Source organism: Azospirillum sp., from assembly GCF_035628975.1.
Classification (GTDB): Bacteria; Pseudomonadota; Alphaproteobacteria; order Azospirillales; family Azospirillaceae; genus Azospirillum.
Genome location: NZ_DASPIS010000086.1, coordinates 14,616 through 39,840, shown reverse-complemented (window position 1 = coordinate 39,840; position 25,225 = coordinate 14,616). Strand labels below are relative to the sequence as shown.

The following is a 25,225-nucleotide window of genomic DNA, read 5'->3' as shown; positions in this document are numbered from 1 at the left end:
TCAGGGACGCTGCTTACCAGCTCTTCGCACGGGCAGCCGGCTTGCCGTTGCCGTGGGCTTCACGGCGGGCATGGGCATGGTCCGGACGGGCATCGCCGCGGTGGTTGTCGTTGCGGGCATAGTCCGGACGCGGGCCGCGCGGGGCGTGCGGACCCTTGGACTCGCCGTTGCGGTGCCACGGCTTGCCGGCGCCGCCACCCGGACGGCCGCCGCGACCGGCCGGACGGCCGGCGCCGCCGGTGGTGAAGGGGCGCGTCGGCTCCAGGCCGGGCACCACATGCACCTCGAGCGTTGCCTTCGTGTAGCGCTCGATGCGGACCAGGGTCTCGCGGTCGGCGCGGGCGGCGAAGGAGATCGCAACGCCCGAGGCGCCGGCGCGGCCGGTGCGGCCGATGCGGTGGACATAGTCCTCCGCCGAGCGCGGCAGGTCGAAGTTGATGACGTGGGTGATGTCGCGCACGTCGATGCCGCGGGCGGCGACGTCGGTGGCGACCAGCAGGCGGACCTGACCGGTGCGCAGACGCTGGAGCGTGCGGTTGCGCTTGGTCTGGTCCATGTCGCCGTGCAGGGCGGCGGCGGCATGGCCGGCGGCGCTCAGCTCCTCGGCCAGCGTGTCGGCATCACGCTTGGTGGCGGCGAAGATGATCGCCTTGCCGACCTCTTCCTGGGCGGCGAAATGCTGCAGCAGGCGGCGCTTGTGGTCGAGGTCGTCGGCATGGTGCAGACGCTGTTCGACGTTGATCGCGGTCGCCTGGCTCTCGACGGCCACGCGCTCCGGGTTGCGCAGCAGGTTGCCGGCCAGCTGCGCCATGCGGCGGTCCAGCGTGGCGGTGAACAGCAGGGTCTGGCGCGTCGGCGGGCAGCACTTGGCAATGGTCTCGACATCGTCGAGGAAGCCCATGTCCAGCATGCGGTCGGCCTCGTCGAGGATCAGCACCTCGACCTCGTCCAGCGCGATGCGGCGGCGGGCGACATGGTCCAGCAGGCGGCCCGGGGTGCAGACGAGAACGTCGACCGGGCGCGACAGCAGGCGCAGCTGCTCGCGGTAGGGCATGCCGCCGACCACGTCCACGATGTTCAGCTTCATGAACTTCGCGTATTTGCGGGCGGCGTCGGTGACCTGCTTGGCCAGCTCGCGGGTCGGGGCCAGAACCAGCACGCGCGGGGTAGCGGCGCCGTTCAGCGGCAGCTCGGCGGTGCGGGTCAGCGCCGGCAGCATGAAGGCGGCGGTCTTGCCGGTGCCGGTCTCGGCGGTGGCGAGGATGTCGCGGCCCTGGAGCGCCGGCGGAATGGCGGCCAGCTGGACCGGGGTGGGAACGGTGTATTCGAACGCCTCGAGGGCCTTCAAGACGAGCGGGTGCAGGCCGAGTTCGGAAAACGTCAAGTCGTAACAACCTTCTCAAAGCAACACGGCACGGCCCCGCGCGCCCCGATGGCGGGCGTGGGACATACCGGCGGACTCGCCGGGAGGAGGTCGATAGAGGGAGAGGCGTCTATCCGATGCAGCGGCCAGTGCGCCCCAGAACCTTGGGGGCGTTCGCCGTTGCGCAATCACAGCGCGTCTCGCTCAAGAGACGCGCGAGCCTCCAGCGATCAAGACGCCCTACATAAGCTATTGCGCCGCACAAGACAAGGGGCATCGCCGAACGAGCCCCGCGTCGTTCACTTGACGACCATGCGTTCGATGTAGACGTCGCGGATCAGGCCGGTCCCGGCCTCGCGGTTCACGGCGTCCCTGATGCTCTGTTTCAGAAAGGCGGCGGAACCGGTGCCGGTCAGGGTTTCGGCGTCGGCCTGGCTGACGGTCTGGAACAGCCGGTCGGCGATGCGGTCCTGGTAACGCAGGACTCGGTCGGCCTTCACCTTCGGCGCCAGCACCAGCGAGACCTGCATCTCCACCGCGCGCAAGCCCCCCAGCGGAACCTCGATCGCCGGCAACTGCGCAAGACTGGGCTTCGGCCCCATGCGCGCCTCGATCCGCCGCTGTTCCACGATGCGGTCCACCGCGATGCCGCCGCCATAGGCCAGCCCCGCCAGGGTCAGCAGGGCGATCAGGACGACGATCAGCGTGCGGGTGGGATGGGCAGGTTCGGAATGGGGCGTATGCTGCGGGGCAAGCGCATCCAGCGGATCCGGCTTCAGCGGATTGGGAGGCGGGGCCGGGTACGGCGTTCCGTGCAGCGTGCGGTGCGTGGCCATGGTCGGCCTCCTCCGGGCCGGGCAGGGGCATGGAGGAGTCTACCGCCGCCGCGGTTAAGATTCGGTGGAGGTGGGACGCCGCCCTGGTGCGGACGCCCCCACTTGAATCCTCCGGCCGGCGCTCAGGCCGCTACGGCCATCCGCCCTTCCCGCGTGCGCATCAGCAGCCACACCGCCGACACACCCAGCAGCTTCGACGCGAGGCTGGCGGCCCACACGGTGGGATCCCAGATGTCCAGCATGCCGAAGAAGATGGCGGTGTCGACCGGCACCGACAGGGCGGCGCTGATCCACAGACGGTCGCGCAGGGGCCGGCGGGTGATGGTGAAGACCGCCCAGTCGATCATCTCCGACACCGCGAAGGCGAGGACGCTGGCGGTGGCGACGAAGGGATCGGTCAGCAGATAGGACAGCACGGTGCCGCCCAGCATGGCGGCGAGCGCCCAATGGCCGAAGCGGACCTGAACCATGTCGCGCAGGATGAAGATCAGCCCGGCCCAGCAGGACCAGACCAGATCTAGGTGCGGAAACAGGCTGAAGGCGAAGTTGATGGCAAGAATGCTGCCGATATAGGCGGCGAGCCAGAGCATGGCGATGATCCTCCGAGAGCGGACCCGCGGCAATACGGGCGCCGGTGACCGGAGCAGTCCCCGCGTGAATGCGAGCGCCCCGAAACCGCCGTTGCTATCAGAACATCGCCATGGTGGGAAGGTGTAGTCTGCCCCCTCCCTAACCCTCCTCCGCCCTCGGTCGGCCGAAGGCCGATCCGATCGCGGGAGAGGGGACTACCGCCGCTCTGCGCTATACTCCCTCTCCCGCCAAAGGCGGGGGAGGGAAGGGGCCCATGCGCAAGCATGGGAAGGGAGGGGGCATTCAGCCCTTACACCCTGGCCCTCAGACCGGCTTCGCCTCGCTCTTCATCAGGGCGTAGGTGTAGCTGTCCACCAGCGCTTCCATCGAGGCTTCGATGATGTTGGTGGAGACACCCAGCGTCGACCATTCGCTGCCGTCGGTCCGCGCGCTGCGGATCAGCACGCGCGGCATGGCGCCGGTACCGTCCTTGGCGGCCAGGATGCGGACGCGGTAGTCGGACAGGCTGACCTGGGCCAGCGCCGGATAGACAGGCTCCAGCGCCTTGCGCATGGCAACGTCCAGCGCATGGACCGGACCGTTGCCGTCCGCCACCTCCAGCCGGATGGCGTCGCCGACGCGCACGCGCACCACCGCTTCCGATTCCACCACCAGCTTGCCGACCGCGTTGTAGCGGCGCTCGTCGGTGACGTGGAAGCGCAGAAGCTCGAAGAAGCGCGGCACCTCGCCCAACTCGCGCCGGACCAGCAATTCGAAGCTGGCCTCCGCCGTGTCGTAGGCGTAGCCGTCGCTGTCGCGCTGCTTCACCAGATCGAGCAGGCCGGCCAGCCGGTCGTCCTTCGCATCCACCGCCATGCCGATGTCGCGCAGCCGCACGATCAGGTTGGATCGGCCGGCCTGGTCCGACATCACGATCTGGCGGCGGTTGCCGATGGCCTCGGGCGCCACATGCTCGTAGGAGGACGGGTCCTTCTCCACCGCCGAGACATGCAGCCCGCCCTTATGGGCGAAGGCGCTGGCGCCGACATAGGGCGCATGGCGGTTGGGCGCGCGGTTCAGCCGGTCGTCGAAGGCGCGGCTCAGCTGGGTCAGGAGATGCAGATCCTCGCGCCGGATGCCGGTCTCGTAGCCCAGCTTCAGCATCAGCGTCGGGATCAGCGAGACGAGGTTGGCGTTGCCGCAGCGCTCGCCCAGGCCGTTGATGGTGCCCTGCACCATCCGCGCGCCGGCCCGCACCGCGGCCAACGAATTGGCGACCGCATTCTCGGTGTCGTTGTGGCAGTGGATGCCCAGCCGGTCGCCTGGGATGCCGTGCGTCTCCGCCACCTCGCGCACGATGGCGTCGATCTCGTGCGGCAGGGTGCCGCCGTTGGTGTCGCACAGCACGATCCAGCGCGCGCCGGCCTCATACGCCGCCTTGATGCAGGAAACCGCATAGGCCGGGTTGCGCTTGTAGCCGTCGAAGAAATGCTCGGCATCGAACAGCGCCTCGCCCTTGGCGGCGTGCAGCGCAGCGATGCTGTCGCGGATCAGGTCGAGGTTTTCCTCGCGCGGGATGTTCAGAGCGACGTCGACATGGAAGTCCCAGGTCTTGCCGACCATGCAGACCGCCTTGGCGCGCGACTGCACCAGCGCGGTCAGCTGCGGGTCGTTGGCGGCGCTGCGGCCGGGGCGGCGGGTCATGCCGAAGGCGGTGAAGGTGGCGCGGGTCAGCTCCGGCGCCTCGGCGAAGAACTGGTCGTCGGTCGGGTTGGCGCCCGGCCAGCCGCCTTCGACATAGTCGATGCCCAGCCGGTCGAGGTCCTTGGCAATCGCAATCTTGTCGGCGACCGAGAAATCCACGTCCTGGGTCTGCGCCCCGTCGCGCAGCGTGGTGTCGTAAAGATAGATGCGTTCGCCCGTCATCGCCGCCTGACCCGTCTTAAGCCGGTGGAACGGCAGATGGTCCGCCGCCCCGTGGAAAGCCGGGAGAATGGACGATGCGGCGCCTGCGCTCAACCGTTTTGAGAAGAAACTTGCGAAAACTGCCCCTTTGCCGCAACGGAAGGGATTGGCGACCGGAACAGGCCGGCCGGAGCGGGATCGCCGATCAGGCGGTCCGCACCTGCCGGATGAAACGCTCCACCTCCGTCGACAGCCGGTCGGCGTCGGCGGACAGGATATCGGCCGCACCCAGCACGTCGCGGGCGGCACTGCCGGTGTCGTCGGCCGCCTGACGCACCACCACGATGTTGGAGGAAATCTCCTCCGTTCCCACCGCGGCCTGCTGGACGTTGCGGGCGATCTCGCGCGCGGCGGCATCCTGCTGGTCGATCGACGCGGCGACGGAGGCGGCGATGCGGTTGATGTCGTCGATGGTCCGGCCGATCTCGGTGATGGCGTCCACCGCTTCGCCGGTCACGCCCTGCATGCTGCCGATCTGGCTCGCGATCTCCTCGGTCGCCTTGGCCGTCTGGTTGGCGAGGTTCTTGACTTCGCCGGCCACCACCGCAAAGCCCTTGCCGGCCTCGCCGGCGCGCGCCGCTTCGATGGTGGCGTTCAGCGCCAGCAGATTGGTCTGGGCGGCGATGGCGTTGATCAGCTGCACGACGTCGCCGATGGCCTTGGCATGGTCGGCCAACTGGCGGATGGTGGCATCGGTGCGGCCGGCCCGTTCGGCGGCGTGGCGCGCGACGGCCGCCGTGTCGCTGACCTGCCGGGTGATCTCCCCGATGGAAGCGGCCATCTCCTCGGCCGAGGCGGCGACGGTCTGCACGTTGGCGGAGGTCTGCTCGCTGGCACCCGCCACCGCCGCGGCCTGCGAGCGGCTCTGCTCCGCCAGCGTCGACAACGACCGCGCGTTGGCGGTCAGTTGCCCGGCGGCGGCGCTGACCTGGGCGACCACGCCGCGAACCGCCTGTTCGAACCGGTCGGCCAATTCGGCCATCATGCGGCGCCGTTCGGCCTCCATGTTCTGTTTCTGCCGATCCTGCTCCGCCTCCATGCGCTGCTTTTCGATGGCGTTGTCCTTGAACACGGCCACGGCGCGGGCCATCCGGCCGATCTCGTCGCCGCGGTCGGTCGCGGGAACCGTCACGGTCACGTCGCCGCCGGCCAGCCGGGCCATGGCGGCGGTCATCGCCGTCAGCGGCGCGATCACCCGGCGGATCACGACGGCGATCCCGGCCGCCAGCAGCAGGGCCGCGCCGGCAAGCAGCATCCAGGAGCCGCGGCGCTCGCGCTCGTAAGACTTCTGGGAGTCGGCGAAGTCGTTGCCGGCGACACGGACCTGAAGGTCGATCAGGCCGCTGACATGCTCCGTCACCGGGTCGATGGTGGGGTACAGGTCGCGGGCGATGAAGGCTTCCAGCCCCGCCTTGTCGCCGCCGTCCAGAACGCGCAGCAGCGTGGCGACGCCGGCGTCGGCCCGCTCCATCGCCGCCCGCGTCTCCGCCACCATCCGGGACTCTTCCGCCGTCAGCGAGGTGGAGGTGTAGGCCTGCCAGCGCTCGCGCACCGTGGTCAGGGCCTTGCGCACGGAAGCGGCGCCGTCGGTCCAGGGCATCGCCCCTGCGCGGACCTTGTGCGAGGTGTCGACGATCATCACCGCGTAGGCGTCGGAGACGATCTTCAGGTCCCGCAGCGGCACCACCCGGTCCTCATAGACCGACTTCATCCGTCCGTTGGCGGTTTCCAGCGTGGTGATGCCGTTCAATGCCTCGAAGCCCAGCATCAGACCGAGCGACGTGAGAACCCCAACCAGAATCATGCGCAACGACATTGCCATCCCCCGCCGCGGCGTCACAGAACTGCAACACCTCCAGCCGGTATGGATCAGGATTATTGCTTAAGGCAATGCGAGGTGTTGACGCATACAACCATAGTCGGGGCTCGAAGGGTCCTTTCAGCGCGCGAACAGGCGATAGAGCGCGGAATGGTCCAGCGCGCCGTCTCCCTGTTCGACCAGCATCTCGAACAGTTCCAGCGACAGGCCGAGCGTCGGAAGGTCGATGCCGGACTGCTGGGCCAGTTCTTCCGCCTGCCGCAGATCCTTGACCTGGGTGGTGACGCGGCCGCCCGGCGTGAAGTCGCCGCTGACCATGCGGCCGCCATGCAGGTCGAGGATGCGGGATTCGGCGAAGCCGCCGCGGATGGCGTCCCGCACCTTCGCCGGATCGGCGCCGGCCGCACGCGCCAGGGCCAGCGCCTCCGCCACGGCGCCGATGGTGAGGGCGACAATGACCTGATTGGCCGATTTGGCGATCTGTCCGGCGCCGCTGGCCCCGACATGGGTGATGCGGCGGCCCATCGCCTGCAGCACCGGCAGGGCACGGGCGAAGGCGGCGTCGGAACCGCCGGCCATGATGGTCAGTGCCGCGGCCTCCGCCGCCACCGTGCCGCCGGAAACGGGAGCGTCGAGCCAGTCCGCGCCGGCAGCGGCAGCCCGCTCGGCGAGCGCACGGGTGGCGGCGACCGCGGTGGTGCCCATGTCGATCACCAGCTGACCGGGGCGCAGGACCGGAAGCAGCGCGTCGGCCACCGTCTCCACCGCCGCCGTATCGGTCAGCATCAGGATGATGATCCCGGCCTGTCCGGCGACCGCGGCCGGACCGGTGGCGGCGATCATTCCCTCCGCCGCCAGTTCGGCGACCGGACCGGGGCTGCGGCTGGTCACCACCGGCTCCGCACCGGCGCGGGCCAGGGCGCGGGCCATCGGCTTGCCCATCAGGCCAAGCCCGATGAAGCCGATGCGCTGGCCGGAAAGGTCGGGGCGGGTGGTCTCTTCGCTCATGTCCAGGCTTTCGGTAGAATCCGGGCTTTCGGTAAAATTCCGGGCTTTCAGAAGAAGGCCGGCAGGATCACAGGCGCATGTGGCGGGCGCGGGCGCCGCGTTCGATGGCGGCGGCGCACAGCCGGTCCACCCCAAGCCGGTGGCGGATCAGCTCCAGCATGCGCAGCTCCTCCTGCGAGGCCTTGGGATCGGCGGCGGCGATGTCGCAGGCAACCGCATAGGCGGTCTCGCGCAGCTTGGCCGGCAGCGCCTGCTCGACAATGGTCAGCACGGTGTCCAGCCCGTCATTGTCGGTCAGCATGGCGGTGCATTCGCGGGTGGCGGCCATCACCTGATCGCCGCTGTAATCCTTGAAGATCGGCAGGTAGCGCACATTCTCGCCGATGGCCTCCAGTTCCGCGTCGGTCATGTCGCCGTCGCAGGCGGATACCAGGACCATGACGTAGATGAGGGCGCTGTGGTGGTCGATCATTGCGTCTGTCGGCTTTCTCATGAGGCGGTCTCCCTCGGGGAGCGGTCGCGTGTCCGGGCGGCAATCTCGAACGCCGCTCCACCCGCGTCAAGCCCGGCGTCCGACGCCGCTTGTGCGGCGTCAAGGGTGCCATGCTCGGGGCGGAGGGGTCGGTCGCTCGACGCGACGGTTGGCTCCCCCTATTGTCGCGCATCATGAACGTCGTCCTCAATGTCGCTTTTCCCGTATTCGCCATCATCCTGGCCGGTTTCCTGTCCGGAAAGTCGAAGCTGCTGGGCGCGGCTTCGTCGGAGGCGCTCAACAAGTTCGTCTACTGGATGGCGCTGCCGCCGGTGCTGTTCCTGGGCACGGCGCGACGGTCGATCCCGGAGATCTTCAACGGCCCCTTCATCGGCGCCTTCCTGGGGTCGATGCTGCTGGTCTATGCGCTGGGGGCGGTCATCGGCCGGCTCCTGCGGCGGGAACGCACGCAGATCCAGTGCATGCAGGGGCTGAACGCCGCCTTCTCCAACACCGGCTACATGGGCATCCCGCTGTTCCTGGCCGCCTTCGGCCCGGACCATCTGGCGCCCACCATCCTGGCGACCGTGATCATGAGCGCCATCATGGTCGGCATCGCCGTGGTCTGGATGGAGTTCGCCAACAGCCACGGCAACGGGGTGGGCAAGGCGCTGCGCGACGTCGGGCGCGCGCTGGCGAAGAACCCGCTGATCCTGTCCACCGCCGCCGGCCTCGCCTGGTCGGCGCTGCTGCCCGGCGTGGCGGTGCCCAAGCCGATCGCCACCTTCTGCGAATTGATGGGCTCCCCCGCCGGCCCCTGCGCCCTGTTCGCCATCGGCCTGTTCCTGGCCTCGCAGCGGCTGACCGCCGGGCTGGCGGAGGCGGGGTGGATCAGCGCGCTGAAGCTGCTGGTGCATCCGGCGCTGGCCTGGGTGCTGACGCAGACCCTGTTCCCGATGGACCCGTTCTGGACCGGCAGCGCCGTGATCCTGGCGGCACTGCCGACCGGCGCCCTGACCTTCGTGGTGGCCACCCAATACCAGACCTATGTGGAGCGCACGTCCTCGGCGATCCTGGTGTCCACGGTGTTCAGCGTGGTGACCCTGTCGGCGCTGCTGGCGGTGTATGCGCCTGGCGGGTGAGGTTCGTCGGCCGTCAGGACCATTGACATCTCTTTGTATCGAGTTTACCCGTTTTTACCAATATCCAGGTCAAAATGGATAAAGTCGATACAAAGAGGTCTGGGATGGATCGCGTCCGTAACCCCTACGCTCCCGGTGCCGGTAACCCGCCCCCGGAACTGGCCGGACGCTCCTCCGTCCTCGATGATGCGCGCGTCGCACTGCAAAGGATCGCCATAGGGCGGGCTGCCCAAAGCTCAATACTGGTCGGCTTGCGTGGCGTCGGAAAAACCGTGCTTCTTGTGCGCATCAAGGAGATCGCCGAAGAACAGAGTTACAAGACCCACATCGTCGAAGCTCATGAAGCAAAGCCGTTCGCCGAACTGATCGCGCCGGGCCTGCGATCCTTATTGCTTTCTCTCAGCCGATTTGAGAACGGGAAAGACAAGGTTCGCCGTGGATTGCGCGTGCTGAAAAGCTTTCTGGGCAGCATCAAGGTGAAGGTCGGCGAACTCGACATCGAGTTGGGTATCGAGTCCGAAACCGGGGTTGCCGACAGCGGCGACATCGAAGTCGATCTGCCGAACCTCTTCCTTGCCGTCGGGGACGCTGCAAAAGCGGTCGGCTGCCCCGTGGCGCTTTTCGTCGATGAACTCCAATACCTATCGGAGAAGGAGTTCAGCGCATTGATCATGTCCATTCACAAGATCAGTCAAGCGCAGTTGCCTTTGACCCTGATCGGTGCTGGGTTGCCGCAGATCCTCGGTTTGGCCGGAGAGTCCAAATCCTATTCCGAGCGGCTATTCCGTTACCCGAAGATCGGCGCACTCGACGAGATTGATGCAGAGGCGGCCATAGCCGGGCCGGCTATCGCGGAAGGTGCGAGTTTCAAGCCTGAGGCAATCAAAGAAATACTTCGGGTTACCGAGCGGTATCCTTATTTTCTTCAGCAATGGGCGCACGATGCTTGGAACATCGCGTCCGGTCCTTCCATTACATATGGCGATGTCGTCCGGGCAACCGATATATCGATTAGAACGTTGGACGAGAGCTTCTTCCGCGTCCGCTTCGACCGCTGCACTCCTTCCGAAAAGCGCTACATGCGCGCTTTGGCTGAATTCGGCCCGGGCGCACATCGTTCGGGAGATGTCGCCGACTGTCTCGGCCTGAAAACCACGAGCGTTGGTCCGACGCGTGGCAAGCTGATCAAGAAAGGGATGATCTACTCTCCCCAGCACGGCGACACGGCCTTTACCGTTCCACTGTTCGACTCCTACATGCGGCGGGTGATGCCGACGCTGGAGTAGCCTCACCACCCCCGCAGGAACTCCGCCGTCTCCTCCACCGCCTGCTTCAGACCGACGCGACGCATCTCCACCCCCTCCGGGAAGGCACCGGCCAGCCGGCTCGGCATCATGGAGTCGAGCAGGACGAAGACGCCGGTGTCGTCGGCGCGGCGGACCAGACGGCCGAAAGCCTGCTTCAGGCGCAGCCGCGTGATCATGTCCTCGTAGCGGCGGCGGCCGAAGGCCTCGCGGCGGGCACGGTGGAGGATGTCGGGACGCGGCCAGGGAACGCGGTCGAAGACGATCAGGCGAAGCGAGCGGCCCGGCACGTCCACCCCGTCGCGCACCGCGTCGGTGCCGAGCAGGCAGGCATGCTCCTCGTTGCGGAAGATGTCGATCAGGGTGGACACGTCCAATGGATCGACATGCTGGGCGTAGAGCGGGATGCCGACCTGATCCAGCGGCTCGGCGATGCGGTCGCGCACGGCGCGCAGGCGGCTGATCGCGGTGAACAGGCCGAGCCCGCCGCCGCCCGCCGCCAGGAACAGCGATTTGTAGGCCGCCGACACCTGCCCCAGATCGTCCTTGCGCACGTCGTTGACCACGAAGACGCGGGTGCGGTTCGGATAGTCGAAGGGCGACGGGACCTGGGCGCGGATCGCCGGGGCCGGCAGGTGGCTGGCGCCGCAGCGGTCCTCCGCCGCGCGCCAGTCCTGCCCGACATCGCCGGTGCCGTCGGTCAGCGTGGCGGAGGTCACCACCAGCCCGTGGGCCGGACCGGCCAGCGCCTCGGCGAAGGGAACCGTCGGATCGACCCAGTGGCGGTACAGCCCGACATCGACGTCGCGGCCGTCGATCCGCTCCACCGCGAACCAGTCGACGAAGTGCGACGGCGTTTCGGTCGGCAGGGTGCGCAGCATGGCGCGCCAGGCCTCCACCGTCAGGGTGCCGCGGCGGTGCAGGCTGCGCGACAGGGCGTCGATGCGGCGGCGCTGGTCGGAATCCAGTTCGGCGCTCTCGTCCTCAAGCCGCTGCGCCAGCCGGCGGGCCAGCGCCTCCACCGGTTCCGACAGGCGGACCAGCGCCTGTTCCAGCTCCGCCGCCGCCTCCAGCAGGCCATCGACCGGATAGGCCTTGTCCGCCTCCAGGCTGTAGGGGCCGCCCTGCCCGGCGGTGCGGGCGTAGACCTGCTGGCGGGCCAGCAGCAGGAAACGCTCGGTCGGCCCCTGCGGGTTGTCGGCGGCCAGCCGCGCCGACCAGCCGTCGCCGGGCAGCACACGGGCGCCCATCAGGATGTCGTCGAGGTGGCGCAGCGCCTCCTCGTCGCCGGCAACGATGTCCTCCAGCCGGCGCTTCAGGCCACGGGCGCGGCTGCGGCCGGTCTCCTCCGCCCCCAGCAGCCAGCGTCGCAGCTCCTGCGTCTCGCGGCAGGTCAGGTGGCCGGCGAAGGCGCTGTCGGCGGCGTCGAAGACATGGTGCCCCTCGTCGAAGACATAGCGGCTGGGCAGCGTCGGCTCCTCGCCGCCGCCAAGCGCCGCCTGCACCATCACCAGCGCGTGGTTGGCGATGACGATGTCGGCGCGCCGCGCCCGGCGCACGCTCTTCTCGATATAGCAGCGGGCGTAATGGTCGCAGGCGGAATAGATGCACTCGCCGCGGCGGTCGGCCAGCCCCATGGTCGGGCCGCGCCCGGCAATGTCGACCAGCCAGCCGGGGAAGTCGCCGCCGGTCATGTCGCCGTCGCGCGTCGCCGCCGCCCAGCGCGCCATCAGCCCGACGCCGATGGCGTTGTGCGGCTGGAAGGGCATGGCGCGCACCGCCTCTTCCAGGTTCAGCAGGCACAGGTAGTTCTCGCGCCCCTTGCGCAACACCACCTTGCGCGCCTTGGTCGCCGGGTCGGCATAGAGCCGGTCCAGTTCCCCGTCGATCTGGTGCTGGAGGTTGCGGGTGTAGGTGGAAATCCACACCGTCCCGCCATTCTTCTCCGCCCACACTGTGGCCGGCGCGAGGTAGCCCAGCGTCTTGCCGACGCCGGTCCCGGCCTCCGCCAAGACGACATTGGGCGTGTCGGGCAACTGGCGCGGGGCGAAGGCGGCGGACACCGCGCTGGAGTAATCGGCCTGCTGCGGCCGCGGCTCCGCCACCTTGCCCAACACGTTGGCCGACAGCATGGCGGCGAGGCGGCGGCGTGCCTCATCGGGATCGACCGGGTTCTGCGCGGGCGGAGGCGGCGGCGCACCCTCCTCCCACTCCTTGATGCGGGTCCAGACGCGCAGGCCCGAGCGGGCGGCGCCCTTTTCCGGTCCGTCCGGCTTGCCGAGCGCCGCCAGCACCGCGGGTGCCCAGGGCCAGCCGGCGCGCCCCATCTCCCAGGCGAAGGCGACGGGGTCGGAGGACTCCTCGCGCCCCCCAGGAGTCAAGGGGGCGCCGAGATCGCCCAGCAGGCGGCGCACGGCGCGCTGCAGGGCCAGCGCTTCCGCCTCGTGCCCATCCGGGGTGGGGAGGTCGAGCGCCTCGGCGATGCCGCGCGGGGTGGGGACGCAGAAACGGGCGGGGTGGACGAAGGCGAACAGCTCCAGCACATCGAAGGCCGGGAAGCCGTCGATCCCCAATCGGCGGGCGAAGGCGCGGGCATGGCAGACCAGCGGCGGCTGGCGGCGCACCTTCGATGCGGCGGCGGCCAGCGACAGTTCCTCCACCTCGCCGTCGAGCGTCAGCGACACGACGCGGCGCGCGCCGGCCACCATGGCAGGCGCGTCGTCGAGACTGTGGAGCGGAGTGGGATCGGCGGTCAGGTCCATCGGCGGCACTATATGGCGGCGGCATGCCGCAAAGCGAGTGCCGGATGTTGACGGGCCGCCGCTTCACCCCCATTGAGGGAAGTCCGGGGGAGCCGAGCGGAGACGGGACTTTATGCGGAAGCTGCTGCGCTGGGCGTTGATCGGGGTGGCGGGTCTGGTGGCCTTCACCATTCTGTGGGCCGCGCTCTACCGGATCGTGCCGCCGCCGGCGACGCCGCTGATGCTGATCCGGGCGCTGGGCGGCTCCGGCCTGTCGCGCGACTGGGAGCCGCTGGAACGCATCTCGCCAGCCCTGGTGGAGGCGGTGATCGCGTCGGAGGACAGCAATTTCTGCGGCCATGGCGGCTTCGACTGGGCCGCGATCGAAGGCGCCTTCGAAGACAACGAGGAGGGCAAGCGCCTGCGCGGCGGCAGCACCATCAGCCAGCAGACCGCCAAGAACACCTTCCTCTGGCCCGACCGCAGTTGGACCCGCAAGGGGGCGGAGGCCTGGTTCACCCTTCTGATCGAAGGGCTGTGGACCAAGCGCCGCATCCTGGAGGTCTATCTGAACATCGTGGAGTGGGACGACGGCGTCTATGGCGCGGAGGCCGCGGCGCGGCACCATTTCGGCAAGTCCGCCGCGGCGCTGACCCGGCGCGAGGCGGCGCTGCTGGCCGTGGTGCTGCCCAGCCCGCGCAACTGGTCGCCCACCCGCCCCGGCCCCTATGTCGTCAGGCGGGCGGGGGTGATCGAGCGGCGGATGGCGGTGGTGCGCCGGGACGGGCTGGCGGACTGCGCGCGGTAGGGCCAGCCCTCAGGCCGGTCCCCGCCTCAGAACTTGATGAAGCGGTTGAACAGCCGCCCCACAGGACCGGTCAGCCTCAGGCCACCGATGGTGGTGGCGAGGCACAGGCAGCCCTCCGGGTCCGACACCGGCCGGTGGACCAGCGACGGGTCGCCGATGGCGAGGTCGCCGGGCAGGAAGGCGCCGAACTCGTCGGAGAAGCCGCCCTCCAGCACCACGGTCAGTTCGATGCCGCCATGGGTGTGCTTGGGCACGCCGACGCCGCCCTTCATGCGGATCAGCCGGGTCGTCCCGTTCGGACCGGACAGCAGATCCATGCAGCGCATGCCCGGCTGCAGAAAGCGCCAACCGCCCTCCCCGATCCGGCCATCACGGTCGAGACGGCCGCGCAGGTAGCTGCGCAGCGGCTCCGGATAGCGCGACTGCTCGGCCGGCGGCTTCGGAGTAGGACGGCAGGGCGCCGGCCGCTCATGGTCCAGGCGGGCCATCAGCGCTTCCAGGCAGCCGCTGGACAGCGGTTCCGGCTCCAGTTCGTCGAGCAGGACACCGCCGATCGCCTCCATCTCCGCCACCTCGTGGCGGCAGGCGGGACAGAAGGCCAGATGGGTCGCCACCGCGAGCGACGCGCCTTCGCACAGGGCGCCGCCGGCATAGTCGATCAGCAGGGTATCGCCCGGATGGTGGCTGGGCCGAATCATCGGAAATGCCTCATCCCACATCCCTCAGCGACCGGCGCAGGCGTTCCATCGCCAGACGCAGCCGCGATTTCACGGTGCCCAGCGGGATGCCGTGCTCCGCGGAGATGACGCTGTGCGGCTTGTCCTCGAAATAGGCCATGCGCAGCAGTTCGGCCTGTTCGTGCGGCAGGTCCTTCAGCGCGGCGCGCAGGCGGCCGCTGCTCTCCTTCGCCTCGATCCGCCGGTCGGCGGCCTCCTGGGGTTCGGGGACCAGGGCCGGATCGTCTGGATCGATCTCCGGCCGCTGTTCGCGGCGCAACACGTCGATTCGCTTGTTGCGCGCGATGGTGAACACCCAGGTGCCGGCCGAGGCATGGATCGGATCATAGGTTTCGGCACGACGCCAGACCAACAGCATGACCTCCTGAACGAGTTCTTCCGCGCCGGCGGAATCGCATCCCAACCGGCGCAGATACGTCTTCAGCCGTGGCGCGAAGTGGCCGAACAGAACCCCGAACGCCTGACGGTCCCGCTCGCGCCCGACGGCGACGAGCAGGTCTTCCAGGCTGGGGGCCATGTCGGCCGCGGGGGTGTGCTGGTCCTGCATGGACCCATTCAAGGGGAACATCGGCCGCCGCACAAGCCGGGGATGGCACCCATTCCCGGAATTCGCGGCACCCTCCCCTTTCCAGGCACCTTTTCAGGTCTCCTGCACCGGTCCCCCACGCCACCGGCCGTGACGCCGGGCTGTATGTCGCATCGTGACCGTCGGTACGCAACCGCCCGGCCGTCGGATCACGAAAAATCCTGACCTGCGGCATTTTGTTCGGATTTGACGGAAGAATTGTTCACACCCTATCGCATGAACCCCATGGCACGCAGGGCCTCCGCCACCTCCGGCGTCTCCAGCGCCTCGACGAAGCGGCGGACCGCCGGACGGTTGCGACGGGCGGCGGGGACGATGAAGTCGTAATGCTCCTCCTGCAGCGGCAGGAAGCCCAGCCCGTACATGGTCGCAGCCGTCCCGATGGCCACACCCCAATCGGCGCGGTTCTGCGCCACCGCGACGGCGACGGCATTGTGCGACTTGGCCTGTGTCCAATAGCCGGTCGGCCGCGCCGGCCCCAGCAGCCGGTCGGTCAGGATGCGGGTGCCGCTGCCGGCATTGCGGTTGATCAGGATGCAGTCGGGCAAGCCCGCCACCGCCGCGACCGCCTCTGCCGCCGACTTGCCCTCGAAGCGCGGGTCGCCGCGGCGGAAGACGATGCCCTGCATCCGGCGGTATCCGGTGACGAGGTCCAGCCCCGGCGCCAGGAAGGGCGTGTTGTAGGTGCCGGTGGCGGGATCCATCAGATGGACCGGCGCGATGTCGCACTCGCCCCGCCGCGCCGCCGCCAGCCCGCCCATCGAACCGACATTCAGCGCCTTCACCGTCATCCCCTCGCCGATCAGGCCGCCGAGCACGGCGTTGAGGCCGATGCACTGGCTGCCCACCACGATCAGGTCGGCAGGCGTCACCGAACGGCCGAGCAACTGGACCGAGACCGGCGTCCCGGCTTCCACCGCCTCGGCCTGGGCGTCGATGGCGAGGAAGCCGTCGGCATGGCTGAAGGCGGTGACGGCGCCCGATCCCTTGGACAGCGGATAGGCCGCCAGCGCGTCCCCATCGGCGCCATGGACCAGCGAGACCATGACATATTCGGTGCGCCCACGCTCCGACCCCAGCCGCACCGGCAGGGTGGCCGGCACCTCCTCCGCCGTCGCGGGCGGCAGGCCGGACAGGGCGCGGATCACCGGCGCCACGAAGCTGTGGAAGGTGAACATGGCCGAGGTCGGGAAGCCCGGCAGGATCACCACCGGCTTGCCGCCGGTCACCGCAAGGCACAGCGGCTTGCCGGGTTTCAGCGCCACGCCATGGGCGACGATGCCGGGATCGGACAGCTGCGCCACGATGCGGTGGGAGCGGTCGCCCGCCCCCTTCGAGGTGCCGCCCGACAGCAGCAGCGCGTCGCACTGCAGCCCCTGGGCGACCAGCCGCTCCAGCGCCGCGTCCTCGTCCGGGGCGATGCCCAGCGGCACCGGCTCGGCCCCCAGTTCGGCCACCGCGGCGGCCAGGATGGCGCCGTTGCTGTCATAGACCGCCCCGGTGCGGATCGGCTGGCCGGGCGCCACGATCTCGTCGCCGGTGGACAGGATGGCGACGCGCGGCCGGCGCACCACCGCGACCTCGGCCAGTCCGATGGCGGCGAGCACGCCGATTTCGCGCGAGGTCAGGGCCTGGCCCTTGCGCAGGACCACCTCCCCCCGGCCGATGTCGGACCCGGCGGCGGCGACGAAGGCGCCGGGGTTGGCCGGACGGGTCAGCGTGACGAACAGGCCGTCCGACCGCTCCACCGCCTCCGTCGTCTCCACCATCACCACCGCATCGGCACCGCGCGGCAGCATGCCGCCGGTTGCGATCACCGTGGCGGTTCCGGGCTCCACCGTCAGTTCGGGTGCATGGCCGGCGGCCAGCACCTCGTCGTTCAGGCGCAGGGCGACCGGGCTGTCCTCCGCAGCGCCCACCGTATCGGCGGCGCGCACGGCGAAGCCGTCCACCACAGAACGGTCGAAGCCGGGCACGTCCACATCCGCCACCACATCGGCGGACAGCACGCGGCCAAGGGATGCGGCCAGGGGCACCCGTTCCTCCCCGCGAGGAGACAGATCGAGGTGACGGTGGAAGCGGGCGCGCGCCTCTTCCCCGCTCACCACCTCCAGGAACTGGTCCTGGCGGGCGGCCTGGGCGACGAAACGGCGGATGTCCTCGCGGCTGGGGTCGGAACTGTGCACGCGGCAAACCCTTGCAGAGTAAGATCAGGCGAAACGATACATGGTAACCGCAACGCCGTCCGGCACGCCTTCGCTGTCCGCCCCGATCAGGACGAAGCCGTCGGCCCGCGCGGCGGCGGCCAGTCCGGGCCAGCCGGGCGAAGCGGCCGGCTCCAGCCGGCCGTCGTCGGCCAGCCGGACCCGGTGCAGGTCGAGACAACCGATTTCAGAGACCAGCTTGCGCGCGGTCACCGCTTGAACGGTGGCATGGGGCAGCGCGGCGGGCAAGCCGGCGGCACGCCGCACCGCGCGCCCGGCCAGCAGCTCGTAAGCCGCCAGCGCCGCCATCGGCTCGCCCGGAAGCAGCAGGACCGGGGTGCCGCCTGCGGCTCCCAGCCCGGCACTTCCCCCCGGCCGCATGGCGATGCCGTGCAGGTCGAGGCCGCCGGCCTTCGCCAGCGCGGGCGGCGCCGCATCGTCCGGACCGGTTCCGGTGCGTCCGGCCGACAGAATCAGGTCGGCGCCGGGCTGGGTGAAGGCGTCAGCCAGCGCATCCATGTCGGCGGGCAACGGGACGACCGCCTCGACATTGCCGCCGTCGCGCCGGACCAGCGCGGCCAGCATGTCTCCCAACTGCTCCGGCGCGCCGGCCTTGGGACCGCCGGCGAGCAGGATCCGCACCCGCGGTGCCGGCAGGACCGGCAGGGCGCGGTGCCCGGCGGCGGCGAGCAGGCCGAGATCGGCGGGGCGCAGGCGCCGGCCGGCCGGCAGCAGCGGGCCTCCATCCGCCATCCAGGCGCCCCGGCGCTCCACCCCGCTGCCGGGCGCCACGGCATCGACCGCCTCGACGAAGGGGCCGGCGGCCTGCGCCGCTTCATACGGGATCACCGCGTCGCAGTCCGGCGGCAGCGGATCGCCGGCCACCACTGCAACCGCACCCATCAGCGGCACCGGATTGTAGGAGCTGGCACCCAGCGTATCGGCCGCCGCCACGGCATAGCCGTCCGTCGCGGCCCGGTCGGACGGCGGCCAGTCGCCCACCGCTCCGACCGCCTCCGCCAGCACCAGACCGCCGCAATCCGCTAGCGGCAAAGGCCGGGCGGACGGCGGAACGACCCGGCCGTCGATCCAGTCCCATGCGGCGTCCAGCGTCGAGCGGCGGGAGAAGCCTCGGCCGCGGACATCATGGAATGCAGGCGCAGCGGGCGGGGCGGCGGACGGCGGGGCGGTCACAGCGCCGGCACCGTTGCGTCCTGCACGCGGTTGCGGCCGGCGCGCTTGGCACGATAGAGCAGCTGGTCGGCCATCTCCGCCAGCCGCTCCGGACTGCCGTCGGTGGACGGGATCACGGTGGCGACGCCGAGGCTGATGGTGACGAAGGGGGCGACGGGCGACTGGGCGTGCGGGATGCGCCGTTCGGCCACGCCGGCCCGGAAGCCTTCGGCGACGCGGGTGGCGCCGGGCCCATCCGTCTCCGGCAGCAGGCAGACGAACTCCTCGCCGCCATAGCGGGCGACGAGGTCGCTCGGCCGCCTCGCCCTATCCGCCAGCACCTCGGCCACCACGCGCAGGCATTCGTCGCCGGCCTGATGGCCGTACTGGTCGTTGTAGGCCTTGAAATGGTCGACATCGAGGATGATGAGCGACAGCGGCAGGTGCGAGCGGGCGCAGCGCCGCCATTCGCGGGTCATCGCATCGTCGAAGCGGCGGCGGTTGGCGATGCCGGTCAGCCCGTCCAGGAAGGACAGGCTGCGCAGCAGATCGGTCTGGCGTTTCAGCAGCAGGTGGTTGCGCACCCGCGCCTTCACGATGGGCGGGCTGATCGGCTTGGTGATGAAGTCGATGGCCCCGACCTCCAGCCCACGGGTCTCGTCCTCCACCTCGCTTTTGGCGGAGATGAAGATGACGGGGATGTCATGGGTGGCCGGGTCGGCCTTGATGCGGCGGCATACCTCGAAGCCGTCCATCCCCGGCATCATGATGTCCAGCAGGACAAGATCGGGCATCCGCGCCTGGACGAGATCCAGCGCCTTTTCGCCGTCGGTGGCGAAATAGATGTCGTAGTCGCCCTTCAGGATGCGGCTGAGCACATGGACGTTGGACGGAATATCGTCCACCACCAATATCTTCGGGCGGGGTTCGGCCATGGGCGCGTTCAGACCGTCGGCAATGAGAGGCCAAGGTCACGCGCGATCCGCTGCACGATCCCAAGCGCCTTGATGAAATCCAGACCGTCGATGGCGGCGGACAGCCCCTTGATCGTCGAGGGCTCGACCGAATCCGTCAGCAACGGTGCCAGCATAGCGAACTCTTCCGCCGCTGCGAAGTTGCTGTCATGTAACAATGTTGCGAACTGCGGCAGTCGCTCCGCCAACTCCTTGCGGTTTTCCGCCGACCGGCCGGAGTTGCCGGCGCCTGCCGGGTTCCCACGACCGTCGGCCGTCGCCGCCAGCAGGGCAGCGCTCTCCAGCACCAAGGCCAGTTCGGCGTGCAGCACCGGCACCTGGGCGGCGGCCGCGGCGGCATCGCCCCTTTGCGCGGCGATCTGCACCGCGTCGGCGGCAGCGGACAGGCGCACGGCGCCGACATTGCCGGCGACGCTCTTCAGTTCATGCGCGATGCCCTTGGCGGTCGTCAGGTCGCCGGAGCCCAATGCCGCCGAAATCCGGTCGGCGACATCGCCGTAGCCTGACGCGAACTGGCCGATGAAGCGGCGGAACAGCCCGGAATCGTCGCCGAGCCGGTTGAGCGCGTCGGCCAGATCGATACCCGGCAGGTCACTTGGCAGGTCGCTCGGCCGGTCCCCTGCGGCCTGGTCCGACACCGCCGCGGGCGGCATGGCGATGCCGGGAGAGGCCGCGGCGGTCAGCATTGTCTGGCCGCGTGAGGGGATCGGTCCGGCGGCGCAGGGCGTGCAGGGCCGGATCGCCACCAGCGGTGGTCCGATCCAGCGGGCCAGCGTGGCGAACAGCTGCGGCAGGTCGAGCGGCTTCGGCACATGGGCATCCATTCCGTTGTCCAGGCAGCGCTGACGGTCGGCGGGCAAGGCGCTGGCAGTCATCGCGATGATCGGCAGATCCCGCCCGCCCGGGAGCGCACGGATCGCCGCGGTCGCGGCGAAGCCGTCCATGTCCGGCATCTGCACGTCCAGCAGCACGGCGTCGAAGGGCTGGGCGGCCGCGCGCACGCAGTCCACCGCTTGCCGCCCGGTGGCGGCCACGGTGACGGCCGCCCCCGCCCGCTCCAGGATTTCGCGCGCCACCTGCTGGCTGATGGCATTGTCGTCGGCCAGCAGAAGCCGGCGGCCGTGCAGAGCCCGGCTGGCATCCCAGGCCGCCCCGGAAAGCCCCCCGTCCGGCCGCCCGCCGCCCTCCGCCTCGGATCGAAGCGTGGGAAAAGCCGGGGCCGGAATGGCGGCGGGGAGGCGGACGCCCTCGCCGGGCGGCTCCGTCCGGGCATAGGCGACGGTGACGGCGTCGAGCAGGGTGGAGGCGGTGACCGGCTTCACCAGGAATCCGGCGGCTCCGGTCTCTTCGAAACGGGCACCCAGCCGGTCGCGGCCATAGCCGCTGATGACGATGATCATCGGGGTGCCGGCACGGGCATCGGCACGGATGCGGCGCGCCGCCTCGATCCCGTCCATCCCCGGCATCTTCCAGTCCATCAGCACGACGTCATAGGGGTTGCCGGCCGCCGCCGCCCGCTCCAACTCGTCGATGGCTGCCTGTCCGTCGGCGCAGGCGGTCACCGCCCAGCCGAAGGCGGCGGCGATCTCGCTCAGCACCTCGCGCGCGGTGGCGTTGTCGTCCACCACCAGAACCGTCAGGTCGCGCGGAACCTGACGCGGCAGCCGGCCGGCCGGCCCGGCCGCGATCGCGCGCCCCGCCCCGCTCCCGCCATGAAGCCCGAACTCCGCACGGAAGCGGAAGACGCTGCCCTTGCCGGGCTCGCTCTCCACCTCCATGGCGCCGTTCATCAGCCTGACCAGCCGCGCGCAGATGGCCAGCCCCAGCCCGGTGCCGCCGAAGCGCCGGGTGGTGGAGCTGTCGCCCTGACTGAAGGCCTGGAACAGCCGTTCGCGCTGCTCCGGCGCGATGCCGATGCCGGTGTCGCGCACGGCGAAGTCCAGCACGGCGCGGTCGTTGGACAGCGAGCGGACCTTGACCGCCACCACCACCTCGCCGGCCTCCGTGAACTTGATGGCGTTTCCGGCAAGGTTGATCAGGATCTGCTGCAGGCGCAGCGGGTCGCCGATCAGGTCGAGCGGCACGTCCGGCGCCACGGAGAACAGGACATCGATATCCTTTTCCTGGGCGGCGGAGCCGACGATCACCGCCAGCGTCTGCAGCAGGTCGTCCAGGCGGAAATCGACCCGCTCCAGTTCCAGCTTGCCGGCCTCCACCTTGGAGAAGTCGAGGATGTCGTTCAGGATGCCCAGAAGCGACTGTGCCGACACCCGCACCTTGTGCACGTAGTCCGCCTGCCGGTCGGTCAGCTCCGTCTGCTGCAGCAGGTGGATCAGCCCGAGGATCGCGTTCATCGGCGTGCGGATCTCGTGGCTCATGTTGGCCAGGAACTCGCTCTTGGCGCGGCTCGCCGCCTCCGCCGCCAGCCGGGCGCGCTGCATCGCCGCCTCCGCCCGCTTGCGCTCGGCGATCTCGTGGAAGACCACCACCGCCCCCTCCACCTTGCCGTCGGCCAGCATGGGCGAGGCGGTGTATTCCACCAGGAAGGGCTTTCCGGCCTTGGTCCAGTAGGTGTCCTCCAACCCGCGCCGGCTTTCCCCGCTCAGCAGCACCGCGGTCACCGGGCACTCCAGCGCCGGGAAGGCAGAGCCGTCGGCGCGGCGGGAATGGATCAGCGCATGCAGGTTCCCGCCCAGAAGTTCCTCGTTGCCATAGCCGGTCAGCACCGAGGTGGCGGGGTTGGCGAAGGTGATCCGCCCCTCGCGGTCGACGCCGCAGATGCTGTCGGACGCGGAATGCAGGATCAGGTTCAGGCGGCGGTTGGCGCTGGCGAAGGCCTCGTTGGCGGACTCCAGCTCCTGCTTCTTGGCGTCGAGTTCGGCATTGGTGTCGGCCAGCCGGCGGCGGCCGGCCACCTCGCGCTCCAGGCTGCGCAGGGCACCGTAGGCCAGCCCGGCACAGGCCAGCACCGCCAGCCCGACCAGGATGCCGCCACGGACTGTCCGCTCCCGCCACGCCGCCAGTTCCGTCCGCTCCGACAGGGCGACGAAGACGACCAGCGGCAGGGTCGGCACCCGCTGATAGGACAGGATGCGCCGCTCGCCCGGCATGTGCCCTTCCACGTCGAAGGTCTCGGTGGCGGCTTCGGCGGCGTGGCGCAGCACGATCCTGCCGTCCGGCCCGTCCAGCGGTTCGCTGTCGGGGAAGCGCAGCACCGGCTTGCCGTCGGTGCGGTAGACCGCGACCGCCGAACCGGCGCCGAGATCCAGGCTTTCGTACAGCTGCTGGTAGTAATCAAGGTCGATGTTGGCGTGGACGACTCCCAGGAAGCGGCCATCCTGCAGGACCGGCCGGGTAACCGTGAAGGATTGGATGCCGGTCATCCTGCCGGTGATCCGCTCGCCGACATGGAATTCCGCGCCGTCGCGGTGGACCTGGAAATAGGTACGGTCGGCGACATTGCCGCGCGGCACCGGAAACTGGCGGCTGGACAGCACATTGTCGCCGGTGGGACCATGGACCCACAGGGCCGCGATCTCCGGCAAATTGTCCACCATGTCGCGGACGGTGATCCACGCCTCGCGGTTGGTGTCCAGCCCCGGCATGCCGTAGCGGCTTATGAGGTCCTGAGTGCGCCGGATGGCGAGATCGGCGGTCGCGACCGTCCGGCGCACATGCTCCTGCGTGAGCCGCGCCGACGCCTGCGCCTGCTCCTGCGCATGGCGCAGCGTCTCCGTCCGGTCGGCCCAGACCACATAGCCCCAGAAACCGATGCCCAGCAATGCGATCAGCGAAAAGGCGGCGGCAAGCAGCAGGCGGGTGCGGGTGGGCGACAGGGCAAGAGCCGCAGCGTCGATCGCGTTTCTGTCCATCATTGCCGAACCGTCGCCGCACCGCTGCCGTCGGCCGGCGCCCGCCGCCAGCCTTTTCGCCTACATCGGTCGGAGTATGGTCTGGTGCGCTCCGTGACCGCAAGCAACTTGATGTGCGCAACGGTGACGATGGGGACATCCGGCGCTTGCGGGGGACCCCGACGGTACAGCCCCCCTTGCACCGCCTGCCTTTGCGCGCGGCCGGCGGCATCGTGCCCCATATTTGTCATGATGCCCGTTTCCGTTCCCGTCCCGTTGAAAGTGCCCGATCGATGGCCGACCGCCGCCTCGTCCCAGCCAAGTTCCTCCCAGCCAATCTGTTGGGCGCCACCCTGTTGGGCGCTGGCCTGCTGGCTCTGGCGGTCTGCACCACCCCGGCCGCGACGGCGCTGGCGCAGGGGGCGATGACGGGGCCGGTACGGACGGACCCGATGCAGACGGTCGGCGCCGAGGTGCATGTGCGGATGGAAACGCTGCCCAAGCCCTATGCCACGCCCGCCGTCGCCAACGAGGCCGTGCTGGTGCCGCGGCCCGGTGACCAGCCGCTGCGGGCGCCGCGCGGCTTCACCGTCACCCTGTTCCGCGACGGGGTGGAGAATGCCCGCAACCTGCTGGTCCTGCCCAACGGCGACGTGCTGGTGGCCCAGCAGCGGCCCGGCACCCTGACCCTGCTGCGCGACGGCGACGGCGACGGCCACGCGGAGATGGCACAGGTCTGGGCGGAGGGCTTCGACCATCCCTTCGGCCTCGCCTTCCATGGCGGGGCGGTGCTGGTCGGCGACCTGAACGGGGTCTGGCGGCTGCCCTGGACGGCCGGGACCGCACAGGCGGGGGAGCGGCGGCGGCTGACCCCGGAGGGTGCGTTCGGCAAGCGCGGCGGCCACAACACCCGCTCCGTCGTGGTGGCGCCGGACGGCCGGCATTTCTACGTCGGCATCGGGTCGGAGGGGAACATCGGGGTGGAGCCGGAACCGCGCGCCACCATCCAGGAATTCCGCATCGACGGCAGCGGCCAGCGCCTGTTCGCCGGCGGGCTGCGCAACCCGGTCGGCCTCGCCTTCAAGCCGGGCACCGGAGACCTCTATGCCGTGGTGAACGAGCGCGACGGGCTGGGCGACCAGCTGGTCCCCGATTTCCTGACGGCGGTGACCCCCGGCGGCTTCTATGGCTGGCCCTATTCCTACATCGGCACCAACCCGCAGCCGGACCTGGCGGGACGGCGGCCCGATCTGGTCAAGGCGGCGCTGGTGCCCGGGCTGCTGTTCCAGGCCCATTCCGCGCCGATCGGGCTGGTCTTCGGCGACGCCACCCATTTCCCGGAACGCTACCGCATGGGCGCCTTCGTGGCTCTGCGCGGGTCGTGGAACCGGTCCCGTCCCACCGGATACGCCATCGCCTTCGTGCCGTTCGACACCGCCCCCTTCGACAAGAACCGCCCGACCGGCACCTACGAGACCTTCGTCACCGGCTTCCGCATCGACAGCCGGTCGGACGGCGACGAGACCCCGCGGGTCTGGGGCCGGCCGAGCGGGCTGGCGGTCGCCGCCGACGGCGCCCTGCTGATCGCCGAGGACGCTTCCGGCACGGTCTGGCGGGTGGCTTATGCCGCGGCGGACCGGGAGCCGGAACCGGCCGCCAAGCCCTGACCGCG

At 69.8% G+C, this 25,225-nt stretch carries 18 protein-coding genes; 4 read left to right on the top strand and 14 right to left on the bottom strand.

The features are described from left to right. Positions 1–13: 13 nt before the first annotated feature. From VD964_RS18775 to VD964_RS18745, 7 genes are all read right to left on the bottom strand, one after another. Positions 14–1,384 (bottom strand): DEAD/DEAH box helicase, encoded by a 1,371-nt coding sequence (locus tag VD964_RS18775; RefSeq protein WP_324870039.1) that lies wholly within the window; start codon positions 1,382–1,384, stop codon positions 14–16. A gap of 278 nt (positions 1,385–1,662) precedes the next feature. Next, a complete protein-coding gene (locus VD964_RS18770; RefSeq protein WP_324870038.1) occupies positions 1,663–2,199 on the bottom strand; it encodes a flagellar basal body-associated FliL family protein in 537 nt (178 codons plus the stop codon). A gap of 122 nt (positions 2,200–2,321) precedes the next feature. Further along, on the bottom strand, positions 2,322–2,789 hold the full coding sequence (locus VD964_RS18765) for a preQ0 transporter (RefSeq protein WP_324870037.1): 468 nt from the start codon (positions 2,787–2,789) through the stop codon (positions 2,322–2,324). Between the two features lie 304 nt (positions 2,790–3,093). Then, positions 3,094–4,695 carry a citramalate synthase gene (gene cimA, locus VD964_RS18760; RefSeq protein WP_324870036.1) on the bottom strand — a complete coding sequence of 534 codons (1,602 nt, stop codon included), beginning with the start codon at positions 4,693–4,695 and terminating at the stop codon, positions 3,094–3,096. A 184-nt stretch (positions 4,696–4,879) separates the two neighbouring features. Beyond that, positions 4,880–6,550: a methyl-accepting chemotaxis protein gene (locus tag VD964_RS18755; RefSeq protein ID WP_324870035.1), complete on the bottom strand. Its 1,671-nt coding sequence runs from the start codon at positions 6,548–6,550 to the stop codon at positions 4,880–4,882. A gap of 123 nt (positions 6,551–6,673) precedes the next feature. Continuing rightward, positions 6,674–7,696, bottom strand: a complete 1,023-nt coding sequence (locus tag VD964_RS18750; protein WP_324870034.1) for an NAD(P)-dependent oxidoreductase — start codon at positions 7,694–7,696, stop codon at positions 6,674–6,676. Beyond that, entirely contained in the window at positions 7,629–8,054 is a 426-nt protein-coding gene (locus tag VD964_RS18745; RefSeq protein ID WP_324870033.1) for a tellurite resistance TerB family protein, read from the bottom strand. The genes VD964_RS18750 and VD964_RS18745 overlap by 68 nt, the downstream gene beginning before the upstream one ends. A gap of 173 nt (positions 8,055–8,227) precedes the next feature. Between VD964_RS18745 and VD964_RS18740 the strand changes: the two genes are divergently transcribed. Then, positions 8,228–9,175, top strand: coding sequence for an AEC family transporter (locus tag VD964_RS18740; protein ID WP_324870032.1), 948 nt, complete (start codon positions 8,228–8,230; stop codon positions 9,173–9,175). Positions 9,176–9,279: 104 nt separating this feature from the next. Further along, positions 9,280–10,461: an ATP-binding protein gene (locus VD964_RS18735; RefSeq protein WP_324870031.1), complete on the top strand. Its 1,182-nt coding sequence runs from the start codon at positions 9,280–9,282 to the stop codon at positions 10,459–10,461. 2 nt (positions 10,462–10,463) lie between these two features. Here the strand turns inward: VD964_RS18735 and VD964_RS18730 are convergent, their stop codons facing one another. Continuing rightward, on the bottom strand, positions 10,464–13,241 hold the full coding sequence (locus VD964_RS18730) for an ATP-dependent DNA helicase (RefSeq protein WP_324870030.1): 2,778 nt from the start codon (positions 13,239–13,241) through the stop codon (positions 10,464–10,466). Between the two features lie 112 nt (positions 13,242–13,353). On the opposite strand from VD964_RS18730, the gene mtgA reads away from it, so the two are divergent. Continuing rightward, a complete protein-coding gene (gene mtgA, locus VD964_RS18725) occupies positions 13,354–14,028 on the top strand; it encodes a monofunctional biosynthetic peptidoglycan transglycosylase (RefSeq protein WP_324870029.1) in 675 nt (224 codons plus the stop codon). Positions 14,029–14,054: 26 nt separating this feature from the next. Here mtgA and VD964_RS18720 read toward each other — a convergent pair whose 3' ends face one another. From VD964_RS18720 to VD964_RS18695, 6 genes are all read right to left on the bottom strand, one after another. Continuing rightward, on the bottom strand, positions 14,055–14,726 hold the full coding sequence (locus VD964_RS18720; RefSeq protein ID WP_324870028.1) for a ChrR family anti-sigma-E factor: 672 nt from the start codon (positions 14,724–14,726) through the stop codon (positions 14,055–14,057). A 10-nt stretch (positions 14,727–14,736) separates the two neighbouring features. Beyond that, positions 14,737–15,312, bottom strand: coding sequence for a sigma-70 family RNA polymerase sigma factor (locus tag VD964_RS18715; protein WP_324870027.1), 576 nt, complete (start codon positions 15,310–15,312; stop codon positions 14,737–14,739). Between the two features lie 248 nt (positions 15,313–15,560). Next, positions 15,561–17,537: a molybdopterin biosynthesis protein gene (locus VD964_RS18710; RefSeq protein WP_324870026.1), complete on the bottom strand. Its 1,977-nt coding sequence runs from the start codon at positions 17,535–17,537 to the stop codon at positions 15,561–15,563. A 24-nt stretch (positions 17,538–17,561) separates the two neighbouring features. Then, positions 17,562–18,749, bottom strand: coding sequence for a molybdopterin-binding protein (locus VD964_RS18705; protein ID WP_324870025.1), 1,188 nt, complete (start codon positions 18,747–18,749; stop codon positions 17,562–17,564). Beyond that, complete coding sequence (locus tag VD964_RS18700) at positions 18,746–19,663, bottom strand: PleD family two-component system response regulator (RefSeq protein ID WP_324870024.1); 918 nt, start codon at positions 19,661–19,663, stop codon at positions 18,746–18,748. Before VD964_RS18700 ends, VD964_RS18705 begins: the two co-directional genes overlap by 4 nt. A gap of 8 nt (positions 19,664–19,671) precedes the next feature. Beyond that, positions 19,672–23,577, bottom strand: a complete 3,906-nt coding sequence (locus VD964_RS18695) for a response regulator (RefSeq protein ID WP_324870023.1) — start codon at positions 23,575–23,577, stop codon at positions 19,672–19,674. Positions 23,578–23,846: 269 nt separating this feature from the next. Between VD964_RS18695 and VD964_RS18690 the strand changes: the two genes are divergently transcribed. Then, positions 23,847–25,220: a PQQ-dependent sugar dehydrogenase gene (locus tag VD964_RS18690; RefSeq protein WP_324870022.1), complete on the top strand. Its 1,374-nt coding sequence runs from the start codon at positions 23,847–23,849 to the stop codon at positions 25,218–25,220. Positions 25,221–25,225 lie beyond the last annotated feature (5 nt).